Origin of the sequence: Bradyrhizobium sp. Rc3b (genome assembly GCF_900114915.1) — a bacterium.
GTDB lineage: Bacteria > Pseudomonadota > Alphaproteobacteria > Rhizobiales > Xanthobacteraceae > Bradyrhizobium.
Genome location: NZ_FOUS01000008.1, coordinates 313,911 through 328,722, shown reverse-complemented (window position 1 = coordinate 328,722; position 14,812 = coordinate 313,911). Strand labels below are relative to the sequence as shown.

At 66.6% G+C, this 14,812-nt stretch carries 8 protein-coding genes; 6 read left to right on the top strand and 2 right to left on the bottom strand.

The genetic code is table 11. The annotated features are described in order from the left end of the window. Window positions 1-272: 272 nt before the first annotated feature. From BM190_RS20760 to BM190_RS20735, 6 genes are all read left to right on the top strand, one after another. A complete protein-coding gene (locus BM190_RS20760) occupies window positions 273-5,477 on the top strand; it encodes an alpha-2-macroglobulin family protein (RefSeq protein ID WP_092258362.1) in 5,205 nt (1,734 codons plus the stop codon). Window positions 5,478-5,599: 122 nt separating this feature from the next. Further along, complete coding sequence (gene pbpC / locus BM190_RS20755) at window positions 5,600-7,708, top strand: penicillin-binding protein 1C (protein ID WP_092258359.1); 2,109 nt, start codon at window positions 5,600-5,602, stop codon at window positions 7,706-7,708. A 50-nt stretch (window positions 7,709-7,758) separates the two neighbouring features. Next, window positions 7,759-9,501 carry an ArnT family glycosyltransferase gene (locus BM190_RS20750; RefSeq protein WP_092258356.1) on the top strand — a complete coding sequence of 581 codons (1,743 nt, stop codon included), beginning with the start codon at window positions 7,759-7,761 and terminating at the stop codon, window positions 9,499-9,501. 1 nt (window position 9,502) lies between these two features. Beyond that, entirely contained in the window at window positions 9,503-10,348 is an 846-nt protein-coding gene (locus BM190_RS20745) for a phosphatase PAP2 family protein (protein ID WP_092258353.1), read from the top strand. Window positions 10,349-10,415: 67 nt separating this feature from the next. Beyond that, a complete protein-coding gene (locus BM190_RS20740) occupies window positions 10,416-11,153 on the top strand; it encodes a glycosyltransferase family 2 protein (RefSeq protein ID WP_092258350.1) in 738 nt (245 codons plus the stop codon). Then, window positions 11,150-11,488: a lipid-A-disaccharide synthase N-terminal domain-containing protein gene (locus tag BM190_RS20735; protein ID WP_018323154.1), complete on the top strand. Its 339-nt coding sequence runs from the start codon at window positions 11,150-11,152 to the stop codon at window positions 11,486-11,488. Before BM190_RS20740 ends, BM190_RS20735 begins: the two co-directional genes overlap by 4 nt. A gap of 9 nt (window positions 11,489-11,497) precedes the next feature. Here BM190_RS20735 and BM190_RS20730 read toward each other — a convergent pair whose 3' ends face one another. After that, complete coding sequence (locus BM190_RS20730) at window positions 11,498-13,189, bottom strand: Na/Pi cotransporter family protein (protein ID WP_092258347.1); 1,692 nt, start codon at window positions 13,187-13,189, stop codon at window positions 11,498-11,500. Between the two features lie 152 nt (window positions 13,190-13,341). Next, window positions 13,342-14,526: a cystathionine beta-lyase gene (gene metC / locus BM190_RS20725; protein WP_092258344.1), complete on the bottom strand. Its 1,185-nt coding sequence runs from the start codon at window positions 14,524-14,526 to the stop codon at window positions 13,342-13,344. Between the last annotated feature and the right edge of the window lie 286 nt (window positions 14,527-14,812).

Here is a 14,812-nt window from a genome sequence, read left to right as displayed (position 1 = left end):
GTGCCGGGTTGAGCGGCCGCGGACTGGACGATGGATCACATCGCCGGGAACGCTGGCCAGCTTCCGGGATGTGGCCGCCGGTCGACGGGTCGGGTATCGCTGCGCCATCAGGACGGCGTGAGCGGCGGTATCTTGATCGGTCTCCTCTGGGCTTGCCTTTCCATGGCGAATGCGACGATTTGCACCTTTGGTTCCATCGCCTTGAGTCCGTCACCTTTCCGCGCATTTCATGCTGCCAGCGGGCGGCTGTCCGCGATTTCCGGGAGTCCACCATGATCGGTCTTGTTCGCGCCGTCACAATCTGCGCCACGCTGGCGCTCGGCCTTAGCGCAACACACGCTGCCGACAAGGCGTTCAAGCGCGACGACCTCGCCGATTCCGCGATCAAGCTGGAGGCCCAGATCAAGAGCGAGGCGGGGCCCGTCGCCAAGTCCAACGCGACGCTGAAGACGGACGCCGACGCCGCCTTCCGGCGCAACGATTACCGCACCGGTCTGTCGGTGCTCGGCCAGATCGCGGCGACCACGCCGGAAGACGCTGGCAACTGGCTGCGGCTTGCCAAAGTCATCTTCCAGATATCGCCGAAGAGCTCGAGCGAGCAGACCTTCCTGCTGGAACGCGCCTCGACCGCGGCCTACATCGCCTACCTGCGCGCCGGCAATCCGGGCGAGGAGGCCGACGCGCTTGCGGTGCTCGGCAAGTCGCTGTCGGAGCGCAAGCTTTGGCGGCCGGCGCTGGATTCGCTGCGGCTGGCGCTCGACATGCGCGAGGTCGCCGACGTCCGCGGCCAATATGAGAAGATGCGCGACGAGCATGGCTTCCGGCTGCTCGACTACACCGTGGACTCGGATTCGGCGAGCCCGCGGGCCTGCTTCCAATTTTCCGAGGAATTGGCAAAACGCACCGACTTCGCGCCGTACCTCGCGCTGGCGGGGCAGGACAAGCCGGCGCTGTCGGCCGAAGGCAAGCAGCTCTGCGTCGACGGGCTGAAGCACGGCGAGCGCTACAACATCAATCTGCGCGCCGGCCTGCCATCCACCGTGAAGGAGGGGCTGCCGAAATCGGCCGAGTTCAACGTCTATGTGCGCGACCGCAAGCCGTTCGTGCGCTTCACCAGCCGGGCTTATGTGCTGCCCCGAACCGGCCAGCGCGGCATTCCCGTGGTCAGCGTCAACACGCCTGCGGTCAATATCAACGTGTTCCGGATCGGCGACCGCAATCTGATCAACACGGTGGTCGACAGCGATTTCCAGAAGACGCTGTCGAAATACCAGCTCTCCGATCTCGGCGATGAGCGCGGCGTGAAGGTCTGGACCGGCGAGCTCGCGACCGCGATGACGCTGAACCAGGACGTCACCACGGCATTCCCGGTCGACCAGGCGCTCGGCGAGCTTCAGCCGGGCGTCTACGTGATGACGGCCGCCGCCAAGGGCCCGGGCTCGGACGACGATTACCAGCTCGCCACGCAATGGTTCATCGTCTCCGATCTCGGGGTGTCCGCCTATTCCGGCAATGACGGTATCCACGTGTTCGTGAACTCGCTGGCCTCGACCGATCCGGTCGGCAAGGCTGAGGTCCGGCTGGTTGCCCGCAACAACGAGATCCTGGCGACCCGCAAGACCGACGACAGTGGCCACGTGCTGTTCGAGGCGGGGCTTGCGCGCGGCGAGGGCGGCCTGTCGCCGGCGATGCTGACGGTCACGGGCGAGAAGGCCGATTATGCCTTCCTAAGCCTGAAGTCCTCCGCCTTCGATCTGTCCGATCGCGGCGTTTCCGGCCGCGTGGTGCCCGCAGGCGCCGATGCCTTCGTCTATGCCGAGCGTGGCGTCTACCGCTCCAGCGAGACCGTCTATCTCACCGCGCTGTTGCGCGACGGGCAGGGCAATGCCGTCAGCGGCGGACCGCTGACGCTGGTGATCGAGCGTCCTGACGGCGTCGAATACCGACGTGCCGCGCTCGCCGACCAGGGCGCCGGCGGCCGTACGCTGTCCGTGCCGCTCAACTCGGCCGTTCCGACCGGGACGTGGCGGGTGCGCGCCTTCACCGACCCGAAGGGCTCCTCGGTTGGCGAGACCACCTTCATGGTCGAGGACTATGTTCCCGATCGGATCGAATTCGACCTGTCCGCCAAGGACAAGCTGATCAAAGCTAACGCTCCAGTGGAGCTTAAGGCGGACGGCCATTTCCTCTATGGCGCGCCCGCGTCCGGCCTGCAGCTTGAAGGCGACATGCTGGTCGCGCCCGCAAGCGAACGTCCGGGCTTTGCCGGCTACCAGTTCGGCGTCGCCGACGAGGAGACCACCTCCAACGAGCGCACGCCGCTTGAGAACCTGCCCGAGGCCGACGCCAACGGCGTCGCGACCTTCCCGGTGACGCTGGACAAGCAGCCGGCCTCGACGCGTCCGCAGGAGGCCCAGATCTTCGTCCGCATGGTGGAGACCGGCGGCCGCGCCGTCGAGCGCAAGATCGTGCTGCCGGTTGCGCCCGCGACCGCCCTGATCGGCGTCAAGCCGCTGTTCGGTGACAAGAACGTCGCCGAGGGCGACAAGGCCGAGTTCGATGTCGTGTTCGTCTCGCCCGAGGGCGAGAAGCTGCGCCGCGACGGCCTGCGCTACGAGCTCCTGAAGATGGAGTCGCGCTACCAATGGTACCGCCAGAACAATTACTGGGAGTACGAGCCGGTCAAGTCGACCTCGCGCGTGGCCGACGGTGATGTGACGGTTGCCGCCGACAAGCCGGCGCGGATTTCGCTCACCCCCCAGCCGGGCCGCTACCGGCTCGATGTGAAGTCGAACGATGCCGATGGCCCGGTGACCTCGGTGCAGTTCGACGTCGGCTGGTATTCCGACGGCAGCGCCGACACGCCGGACCTCCTGGAGACCTCGATCGACAAGCCGCAATATTCCTCCGGCGACACCATGACGGTGTCGGTCAATGTCCGCAGTGCCGGCAAGCTCACCATCAACGTGCTCGGCGACCGCCTGCTGACGACGCAGACGATCGACGTCAAGGAAGGCACTGCCCAGGTGAAGCTCCCGGTCGGCAAGGACTGGGGCACCGGCGCTTACGTGGTGGCGACGCTGCGCCGGCCGCTCGATGCCGCGGCCCAGCGCATGCCGGGCCGGGCGATCGGCCTGAAATGGTTCGGCATCGACAAGCAGGCCCGCACCTTGCAGGTCAAGCTGTCGCCGCCGGCGCTGATCCGGCCGAACGCAGCGTTGACAATCCCGGTCAAGCTCGACGGGCTCAATCCGGGCGAGGACGCCAAGATCGTCATCGCCGCGGTCGATGTCGGCATCCTCAACCTCACCAATTACAAGCCGCCGGCGCCGGACGATTACTATCTCGGCCAGCGCCGCCTGAGCGCCGAAATCCGCGACCTCTACGGGCAGCTGATCGACGGCATGTCCGGCACGCGCGGCCAGATCAAGTCCGGCGGTGACGCCGGCGCTGGTGAGCTGCAGGGTTCGCCGCCCGCGCAAAAGCCGCTGGCGCTCTATTCGGGCATCGTCACGGTTGGCTCTGATGGCAGCGCGGAAGTCAGCTTCGACATTCCGGAGTTCGCCGGCACCGCACGCGTGATGGCGGTGGCGTGGACCGCGACCAAGCTGGGCCGCGCCAACACCGACGTCGTGATCCGCGACCCCATCGTGCTGACCACGACGCTGCCGCGCTTCCTGCTCAACGGCGACCACGGCACGGTCAACCTCGAGATCGACAATGTCGAGGGCCAGGCCGGCGACTACGTCATCAACGTGAAAACGGGTGGACCGGTGAAGATGACGGGCAATCCCGCCACCACGGTCAAGCTCGCCGCCAAGCAGCGCAACTCGTTCACGCTCGCAATCGATGCGACCGCGGCCGGGCAGGCGACGCTCGACGTCGACATCAAGGGACCGAACGGCCTGGCGCTGGCGCGCCACTATGCGTTCGACGTCAAGGCGGCGACGCAGGTGCTGGCACGGCGGTCGATCCGGACCCTGGCGAAAGGCGAGAGCCTGACGCTGACCTCGGACATGTTCTCCGACCTGGTGCCGGGCACCGGCAGCGTCTCGGTCTCGGCCAGCCTGTCGACCGCGCTCGATGCGGCGACGATCCTGAAGGCGCTCGACCGCTATCCCTATGGCTGCTCGGAACAGATCACGAGCCGCGCGATGCCGCTGCTCTATGTCAACGACCTCGCGGCCGGCGCGCACCTCGCCATGGATACCGAGGTCGACCAGCGCATCCGCGATGCGATCGAGCGGCTATTGGCCCGCCAGGGTTCGAACGGCTCGTTCGGCCTGTGGTCGGCCGGCGGCGACGATGCATGGCTCGACGCCTATGTGACGGACTTCCTGACCCGCGCCCGCGAAAAGGGTTTTGCGGTGCCGGACGTCCTGTTCAAGAACGCGCTCGACCGCATCCGCAACTCCGTCGTCAACGGCAACGAGCCGGAGAAGGACGGCGGGCGCGATCTCGCTTATGGCCTCTATGTGCTCGCACGCAACGGCGCAGCGCCGATCGGCGATCTCCGCTATCTCGCCGACACCAAGCTGAACAACCTCGCAACCCCGATCGCGAAGTCGCAGCTCGCGGCGGCGCTCGCTCTCGTCGGCGACCGCAACCGCGCCGAGCGGGTCTATGGCGCCGCCCTCGACAGCCTCGCGCCGAAGCCTGTCCTGGAGTTCGGCCGCACCGACTACGGCTCGCAGCTTCGCGATGCCGCAGCTTTGGTCTCGCTTGCCAGCGAAGGCAATGCGCCGAAGGCGACGCTGACGCAGGCGGTGTCGCGGGTCGAGACCGCGCGCGGGCTGACGCCCTACACCTCCACGCAGGAGAATGCATGGCTGGTGCTGGCGGCGCGGGCGCTGGCCAAGGAGAACCTGTCCATGGAAGTGGATGGCCAGCCGGTCAAGACCGCGCTCTATCGCAGCTACAAGGCGGACACGTTGAGCGGCAAGCCGCTGAAGATCACCAACACCGGCGATGCGCCGGTGCAGGCGGTGGTCTCGGTGTCGGGCTCGCCGGTGACGCCGGAGCCGGCCGCGTCCAACGGCTTCAAGATCGAGCGCAATTACTTCACGCTCGACGGCAAGCCGGCCGACATCAGCAAGGTCAAGCAGAACCAGCGCTTTGCCGTGGTGCTAAAGATCACCGAGGCCAAGCCCGAGTACGGCCACATCATGGTGTCCGACTATCTGCCGGCAGGCCTGGAGATCGACAACCCGAAGCTGGTCTCATCGGGCGACAGCGGCACGCTGGACTGGATCGAGGACGGCGAGGAGCCTGAGGATACAGAGTTCCGCGACGATCGCTTCACGGCGGCGGTCGACCGGGCCTCGGATTCCAAATCGGTCTTCACCGTCGCCTATATCGTGCGCGTGGTCTCGCCCGGCAAATACGTGCTGCCGCAAGCCTATGTCGAGGACATGTACAATCCCTCGCGCTACGGCCGGACGGGCACGGGCACGGTCGAGGTGCGGGCGGCGAAGTGAGTGCTGATTGAATGAGCGCAGCGGAGCCACATACTCAGTCGTCATGCCCGGGCAAAAGCGCGAAGCGCGTCTTCGCGCAAATGTCCCGGGCATCCACGAACTGTGGCGCAGCGGGCAAGAACGTGGATGGCCTGGACAAGCCCGGCCATGACGCAGCAAGGGGCCGCGGCCTTCGTATCCTCTCCGCCCTCGCACTCTCTTTCATCCTGGCCATCGTCGGCTTCGTCGGCTGGGTCTACTCGCTCGGACCTCTCCCGCTCGACGAGGCACGGCACGTCTCCACCACCATCGTCGACCGCAACGGCAAGCTGCTGCGCGCCTACGCCATGGCCGACGGCCGCTGGCGGTTGCCGGTCGATGCCAAATCCAGCGTCGACCCGACCTATCTCAAGCTGCTGATCGCCTATGAGGACCAGCGCTTCTACGCCCACAACGGGCTCGACCCGCTCGCACTCGGACGCGCCGCGTTGCAGATTGCGACGCGCGGCCACATCGTCTCTGGCGGCTCGACCATCAGCATGCAGCTGGCGCGGCTGATGGAGCCGCGGCGGCAGCGCTCGCTTTACGCCAAGCTGCGGCAGATGGTGCGCGCGATCGAGATCGAGCGCAGCATGAGCAAGGAGCAGATCCTCGACCTCTATCTCGCGCTGGCGCCTTATGGCGGCAATCTCGAGGGCATCCGCGCCGCCTCGATCGGCTATCTCGGCAAGGAGCCGAAGCGGTTGTCGCTGGCCGAAGCCGCGCTGCTGGTCGCGCTGCCGCAGTCACCGGAGACGCGCCGCCTCGACCGCCATCCCGAGGCCGCGCGCAAGGCGCGCGACCGCGTGCTCGATCGCATGGTCGAGGAGCATGTGGTCAGCGCAGACGACGCAAGGCAGGCCAAGGCCGTGCCCGTGCCAAAACTGCGCAAGCCGATGCCGATCCTGGCCCCGCATGCGTCCGATACCGCGCTGTCGACGCTCAAGGATAAGCCGGTCATCAAGCTGACGCTGGATGCGAACCTGCAGAAGGTGCTGGAGCCGCTGGCGCGCGACCGCGCCATTGCGCTCGGGCCGAACATCTCGGTCGGCATCATCGTGGTCGACAATGAGAGCGGCGACGTGCTGGCACGCGTCGGTTCGGCCGATTATTTCGACGAGAGCCGGGCAGGGCAGGTCGACATGACCCGTGCGATCCGCTCGCCGGGCTCGACGCTGAAACCCTTCATCTACGGGCTCGCCTTCGAGGACGGTTTCGTCCATCCGGAGAGCCTGATCGACGATCGGCCGGTCCGCTTCGGCTCCTACGCGCCGGAAAATTTCGACATGACCTTCCAGGGCACGGTGCCCGTGAGGAAGGCGCTGCAACTCTCGCTGAACGTGCCCGCGATCGTGCTGCTCGACCGTGTCGGCTCGAGCCGGCTGGCGTCGCGACTGCGGCAGGCCGGCGGCAATCTGGTCCTGCCCAAGGACGAAGCGCCGGGGCTTGCCATGGGGCTCGGAGGCGTCGGCGTGACGCTGCAGGATCTCGCCCAGCTCTATACGGGCTTTGCCCGCCTCGGCACCACCAAGCCGCTGCGCGAGGTGATCGCTGACAAGGACGACCGCGAGCCACTCCGGCTGCTGGATCAGGTCGCGGCCTGGCAGGTCGGCAACGTGCTGCTGGGAACGCCGCCGCCGGAGAACGCCGCCCACAACCGCATCGCCTTCAAGACCGGCACCTCGTACGGCTATCGCGACGCCTGGTCGGTCGGGTTCGACGGCCGGATGACCATCGGGGTCTGGGTCGGCCGGCCCGACGGTGCGCCGGTTCCCGGCCTGATCGGGCGCGTCGCCGCAGCACCGATCCTGTTCGATGCCTTCGCCCGCAGCGGCAAGACGCTGACCGCATTGCCGAAGCCGCCAAGGGGAACCCTGGTTGCCAGCAACGCCAAGCTGCCGTTGCCGCTGAAGCGGTTCCGGCCGGTGGGGGAACTGGTGCGGACCGGCCGCGAGCAGGCGCTGCATATCCAGTTTCCGCTGAACGGCTCGCGGATCGACGTCGATCGCTCCGGGGGGCAGGAGAGCGGCGCGATGCCGGTCAAGGTCGCGGGCGGCGTGCTTCCCATGACCGTCATGGTTAACGGTACGGCGCTCGGCGAGATCGACGGACGTCGCCAGCGCCTGATCGATCCGCCCGGTCCGGGCTTTGCTCGGCTCACCGTGATCGACGCCACGGGCGCCGCGGACACAGTCGTCATTCGAATTCAATGACCCTGCCTTAAGCGGTTGTGGCGATGGCGGTTTCAGCGTAAGCGGAACCAATGGCCGAGACCTACCCAACTCCCCGTTTTGGAGCGCCCCGCGAGCCAAAATCGCCTGCAAATCCGGGCAGCGGGCTCGTGCGCATGCTCGATGTCGCCACGGCCAGCCATGCCCGCGCCGTTGCCTTCCTGCTCGTGTGCGCTCTGCTGTTGTTCCTGCCGGGCTTCTTCACGATCCCGCCGATCGATCGCGACGAGGCGCGGTTCGCCCAGGCCACCAAGCAGATGGTCGAGAGCGGCGACTATGTCGATATCCGCTTTCAGGAGGACGTCCGCTACAAGAAGCCGGTCGGCATCTATTGGTTGCAATCGGCGACGGTCGAAGCCGCCTCGATGCTCAAGCTGCCGAAGGCCGAATTGCGGATCTGGGTCTACCGGCTGCCGTCCCTGTTCGGAGCGATCGGCGCCGTGCTCATGACCTATTGGGCCGCGCTCGGCTTCGTCACGCGGCGTGCCGCGGTGCTGGCGGCGCTGATGATGTGCGCTTCGGTGCTGCTCGGCGTCGAGGCGCGGCTCGCCAAGACCGACGCGATGCTGCTGTTCTGCGTGACCGCCGCGATGGGTGCGATGGCGCGGGCCTATCTGTCCTGGCAGCGCGCCGAGGACGAGACGCATCCGCCCTGGAGCTGGCCCGCGATCTTCTGGACCGCGCTTGCGGTGGGCATCCTGATCAAGGGCCCGCTGATCCTGATGTTCGCAGGGCTGACCATAGCCGCGCTCGCGATCCAGGACCGCGATGCCTCCTGGCTGTGGAAGCTGCGCCCGGTCTGGGGCCTGATGTGGATGCTGGTGCTGGTGCTGCCCTGGTTCGTCGCGATCTTCTGGCGCGCGGGCGATGCCTTCTTTGCCGATTCCGTCGGCGGCGACATGCTGAGCAAGATCGGCGCCCAGGAATCCCATGGTGCGCCGCCTGGACTTTACCTGGCGCTGTTCTGGATCACGTTCTGGCCGGGCGCACCGCTCGCGGCGATGGCGGCACCCGCGGTGTGGCGGGCGCGGCGTGAGCCCGGCGCGCAGTTTCTGCTGGCCTGGCTGATCCCGTCCTGGATCGTGTTCGAGGCGGTGCTGACCAAGCTGCCGCATTACGTGCTGCCGCTGTACCCGGCGATCGCCATCCTCACCGCCGGTGCGGTGGAGCGGCGCGTGCTGTCGCGCTCCTGGCTGATGCGCGGTTCGGCCTGGTGGTTCGCGATCCCCGCGGCCACCTCGATCATCGCGGTGGTCGGCGCCGTGATGCTGACGCGGCAGCCCGCTTTTGTGGCTTGGCCGTTTATCGCGGCATCGCTGATTTTCGGCCTGTTCGCCTGGTGGCTCTACGACAACAACCGCGCCGAGCGCTCGCTGCTCAACGCGCTGGTTGCGGCCTTGATGCTGGCGGTGGTGGTGTATGGCATCGTGCTGCCGTCGCTGACGCCGCTGTTTCCGAGCATCGAGATCGCGCGCGCCTTGCGTAACGTCACCTGCGTCGGGCCGAAGGCGGCGGCGGCCGGCTATCACGAGCCGAGCCTCGTCTTCCTGACGGGCACCCAGACCCTGCTCACCGACGGGTCGGGCGCGGCCGACTTCCTGAGGCAGGGCAGCTGCCGCTTTGCGCTGATCGAGCAGCGTTCGGAGCGGAGCTTCGTGCAGCGCGCCGAGGCGATCGGGCTGCGCTACAAGGTTGGCACCCGCATCGACGGCTACAATTTCTCGCAAGGGCGCGCGATCTCGATCTCGATCTTCCGCTCGGAAGGCACCGAATAGGATGCCTGTTACGACCAGCCCCGCGCCCCGTCCGGGCTATCCCGCGCAATTGCTCGCCGTGTCCCGGAGCGCGCTGGCGCAGCTCGTCCGCACGCCCTCGCATTCGCGCCGCGCAGAGGCCGCGCGAAAGCTGGCGCGGCATTCGCTGTGGCTCAGTGCGACGGGCGCGGCTCTCGTCATCGCGCTGATGCTCGCGTTCGACCAGACCGAGATCCAGCTGATGCCGGCGCGCGGCACGCCAAGCCTGTGGCCGATCCGCATCCTCACCGATTTCGGCAAGGACGAGTACCTGCTCTCGGTGCTCGGGGGCTTGCTGGTGGTGTTGGCGCTCGTTGCGGCCGGGCTTCACGGCACAAGCCGCGCGCTGCTCCTCGGTCTCGGCACACGGCTGCAATTTGTGTTTCTGTCGATTGCCGTGTCGGCGTTCGTTGCCGAGGTCCTGAAATATGTCATCGGCCGCGGACGTCCGTTTGTCGGCGGCAAAGCCAATCCCTTCAACTTCGTGCCGTTCGAGGGCACGGGGGCCTACGCCAGTCTGCCTTCGGGCCATGCCGTGGCGGCGTTCGCGCTGGCGTTTGCCGTGTCGGCATTGTGGCCGCGCCTGCGCGTGTTCATGTTCACTTACGCAATCGTGATCCTGTTGACGCGGCTGGTGCTGGTCGCGCATCACCCGAGCGACGTCGTTGCCGGCGCCCTGGTCGGCACGGTCGGCGCCATGGCGGTCCGCTATTGGTTCGCGGCCAGGCGGCTGGGTTTTGCCATCCGCGCGGATGGCACCATTGTGCCTCTTCCGGGGGCGGTCTCGGGCCATCTCAAAAGGGTTGCCCGCGGGGCATCCGCCCCATAAAAGCGGCTGCCTGCCGGGACCGCCGGTTCCCAGGGGTCCCAGGCCCACTTCCAACCACGAGCCGCCTTTGTCGACGTCCCAGCCCTCGGTTTCCATCGTCGTTCCCGTGCGCAACGAAGCCGACAACATCGCGCCGCTGATCGCGGAGATCGGCGCGGCGCTCGATGGCCGCTGGGCCTATGAGATCATCTACGTCAACGACGGCTCGACCGATGCGACCGGCGAACGGCTCGCGGCGATCATGGCGCAGCGGAGCAATCTGCGCCAACTGCGCCACGCCAGATCAGGCGGCCAGTCCGCGGCCGTGCGCAGCGGCGTGCGCGCGGCGCGCGGAGCGATCGTGGCGACCCTCGATGGCGACGGCCAGAACAATCCAGCCTTCCTGCCCGACCTGATCTCGGCGGTCGAGAAGGGCACAGGGCGCGTCGGCCTCGCTGCGGGGCAGCGTGTCGGACGCAAGGATACCGGCTTCAAGAAATTCCAGTCGCGCATAGCGAACGGCGTCCGCAACGCCATCTTGAAGGACGGCACGCGGGATACCGGCTGCGGGCTCAAGGCATTCCGCCGCGAGGTCTTCCTGATGATGCCCTATTTCGACGGGCTGCATCGCTTCCTGCCGGCGCTGGTCCGCCGCGAAGGCTACGACATCGCCTATGTCGACGTGATCGACCGGCCGCGCCATTCCGGCGTGTCCAACTACGGCTTCTTCGACCGGCTGTGGATCGGCATCATGGATCTCGCCGGCGTATGGTGGCTGATCCGCCGCAAGAAGCCGACACCAGATGTGACTGAGGTGAACGCATGATCATTCAATACGGTCAGGCGCTGAGCAATTATCTCTACGACGTCTTCGTCGCCAAGTTCGATTTCTGGCTGGCATTCGGCCTCGTCGCGCAGCTGTTCTTCACCGCGCGCTTCCTGGTGCAGTGGATCGCGAGCGAGCGCGCAGGCAACAGCGTGGTGCCGATGGCGTTCTGGTTCTGCTCGATGGGCGGCGGACTGATGACGCTGGTCTACGGCGTCGTGAAGCGCGAGCCGGTGATCATCCTCGGACAATCGCTCGCGACCATCATCTATATCCGCAACATCATGCTGATCATCAAGAACCGCGGCCGCGCCTCGAAGACGCTCGATCGCTGAGCCCAGGTTTTAGTGCGGCAAGGCCGAGGCCGCGCCTGAGGTTGGCAGGGCCGCTGTCTCCGCCTCCGTCCTGCGATAGGGCACGCCGGCCGCGTCGAGCACGGGATAGGCGACCGAGCAGATATGCGAGTGGATGCGCCTGAGGTCGCGCAGCACGTCCAGATGCAGCGACGTCGTTTCGATGGTTTCGGGGCGGCCCTCGCGCAGGCGGTCGAGATGTCGCTCGACCGCGGCGAGCTCGGTGTTGCGCAGCGCGGTTTTCTCCACCAGCAGCTTGCGCGCCTCGTTGGCATCACCGGACATGAAGACCCCGAAGGCGATCCGCAGCGAGTCCATCGTGCGCTTGTGGAAGGCGGCGAGTTCATCGGCGCCTTCCGCCGAGAACTGGAAGCGACGCTTGATCTTCTTGGTGGCGAGCTCGCTCAGGCTCTTGTCGATGATGTCGCCGATATGTTCGAGGTTGATGGCGAAGGAGATGATCTCCATCGCACGCCGTCCTTCGCTCTCGTCGAGGCTGCCCCGCATCAGCTTGGTCACGTAGAGCTTGATGGCCTCGTCGAGACCGTCGACGAAATTGTCCATCTTGGAGACCTGGTCGACCAGCGCACGGTCGCCGGTCATCATCGCCGCCATCACCTTCCGCAGCATGACCTCGACGAGATCGCCCATCCGCAAGGTCTCGCGAGCGGCGTCGGCGAGCGCCAGCGACGGCGTTTCCAGCGCGGTCTCGTCGAGATAGCGCGGCCGGGCTGGGTCGGCCTCCTGCACGCGATCCGGCAGGAGGCGGGTGAGTAGGCGCGACATGGTGTCGAGCAGGCCGATGAAGACGACGGCGGTGCCGACATTGAAGGCGATGTGGAAAGCCGCCGTCATCCTGGCGAGATCGGGCTGCCAGGCGTGCATGTGCTCGGCGATCGCGCCGAGGAAGGGCAGGACGAGGGCAATCCCGATCACGCGGTTGACGAGATTCCCGACCGGCAGGCGGTAGCTCGCGGGGTCGTCACGCCTGGCGCCCTCGAACACGGGATTGATGGCACTGCCGAGATTGGCCCCGAGCACCAGCGCCAGCGCCGCGTCGGGCGTGATGAACTGCGAATAGGCCAGCGACATGATCAGCAGCACGCTGGCGACGCTTGAATGCACGGCCCAGGTGACGAGGGCGGCGATGACGATGCACAATATGGGATCGCCCGTGATGGCCGACATCACGATGCGGACGCCCGGTGCGTTCTCAGCCGGCGCCAGCGTGTCGAGCAGGATGTGCAGCGAGAGCAGCATCAGGCCGAGGCCGATGCAGACGCGGCCGATGTCCTTGATCCGCGATCGCGGGCCGGAGCGGAAGGCGACGAGGCCGAGCACGAACAGGACCGGCGCAACGGCTGCGATGTTGAACGACAGCACCTGCACGATCAGCGTCGTGCCGACATTGGCCCCGAGCATGATGGCGAGCGCCGCGGCGAGGCTGACGAGCCCCTCGGCTGCGAACGAGCTCGTGATCAGGGCGGTCGCGGTGCTGCTCTGGAGCAGCGCGGTGAGGCCAAGGCCGGCGGCGAAAGCGCTGGCGCGGTTGCTCAGCGCCTTGCCGAGCAGGCGCCTGAGGTCGGGACCGAAGGCGCGCAAGATCCCGCTGTGGACCATATGCAGGCCCCACAGCAACAGCGCAACGCCGCCCATCAGATCGAGCAGAACCAACGTTCCCATGCTCCGTGTCCGGATTGGAGTCGATTGGTGAGGCTAGCGCCAAATGCTTGAGGTTCAAACCTTTTGTTGGCGCGTCGACGTTAACGTTTACGCCAACTGCACGTTCCCGCGGCGCGTTGAGCGTCCGCAGTCGAGATGCCTTGTGAGCAGGCTCACATTGCCGCTTTGAGGGCAGCGAAGCCGCGGTCGAGATCGGCCTTGAGGTCGTCGACGCTCTCCAGACCGATGTGGAGACGCAGCGTCGGGCCGCCCGGCGACCACTTGGTCGCGGTGCGATAGGCATCGCAGTCGAAGGGAATCGCAAGGCTCTCGAAGCCGCCCCACGAAAAACCCATGCCGAACAGCTTGAGCGTGTTCAGCATGGTGTCGACCGCTTTCTGCGGGGCCGGCTTCAGCACGATGCTGAACAGGCCCGAGGCGCCAGTGAAGTCACGCTTCCAGATCGCGTGACCGGGATCGGTCTCCAAGCCGGGATGCAGCACGCGCGCGACCTCGGGCCGGCTAGCCAGCCAGCGCGCCATGTCGAGCCCGGAACGGTGATGCTGCGCCAGCCGCACCGACAGCGTGCGCAGGCCGCGTAGCGCCAGGAAGACATCGTCGGGCCCGGCACAGACGCCGAGCAGGCGGATGCCTTCAGTGACCATCGGCCAGGCCTTGGCATTGGCCGAGATGGTGCCGAACATGATGTCGGAATGGCCGCCGATATATTTGGTGGCGGCCTGCATGCTGATGTCGACGCCCTGTTCGAGCGAGCGGTGATAAAGCGGCGTTGCCCAGGTGTTGTCGTCGATGACGAGCGCGCCGCGCCCATGCGCGACCTCGGCGATGGCGCGAATGTCCGGCATCTCGAACGACTGCGAGCCTGGCGCCTCCACCAGCACGGCCCGGGTGTTGGGCTTGAACAGCTTGTCGATGCCGGCGCCGATCATCGGATCGAAATAGCTGGTCTCGACGCCAAAGCGGGTGAGCATGCCGTTGCAGAAATTGCGCGAGGGCCGATAGACGTTGTCGCAGACCAGGAGATGGTCTCCGGCCTTGAGCACCGAGAGCAGGGTGGTCGAGATCGCCGACAGCCCCGACGGCACGATGCCGACGCCGGCGCATTGCGGTCCCTCCAGCGCCATCAGCGTCTCCTGGAACGCCTTGGTGGTGGGGGAACCATGACGGCCATAGGTGAACTCGCCGCGATGGGCGTGCAGGTCCTCGGCGGTCGGGTAGAGCACGGTCGAGCCGTGAAAGACCGGCGGATTGACGAACCCCTTCTGCGCCTTGGTGTCGCGGCCGGAGGTGACCAGCCGGGTCTCGGCCTGCTGCTCTTGGGGGTGCGAGGAATCCATGCGTCTGCTTTCAAAACCGCGTTTCCGCTCGGGCTTGGCGCCTGACGGGCTGGCCGAAAGGCCGCTGTCGTTAATAACAGAACACAGAAGAGTCCCGTCAACCCCTTGACCCGGCACGCCAGTCGTTCTGTGATGCGCAGGTGCTATTCAGTCGCCGCATGTTGAGGGGCCTGCCGCGACCTTCGATCCATCGTCTGACCGGACCTTGCGCCACAGCCATATCGGCGGGCGCCTGCGGCGGGGATTAAGGTATGGCCTCCCGGGATCGGCGGGTGTTCGGCAAGGT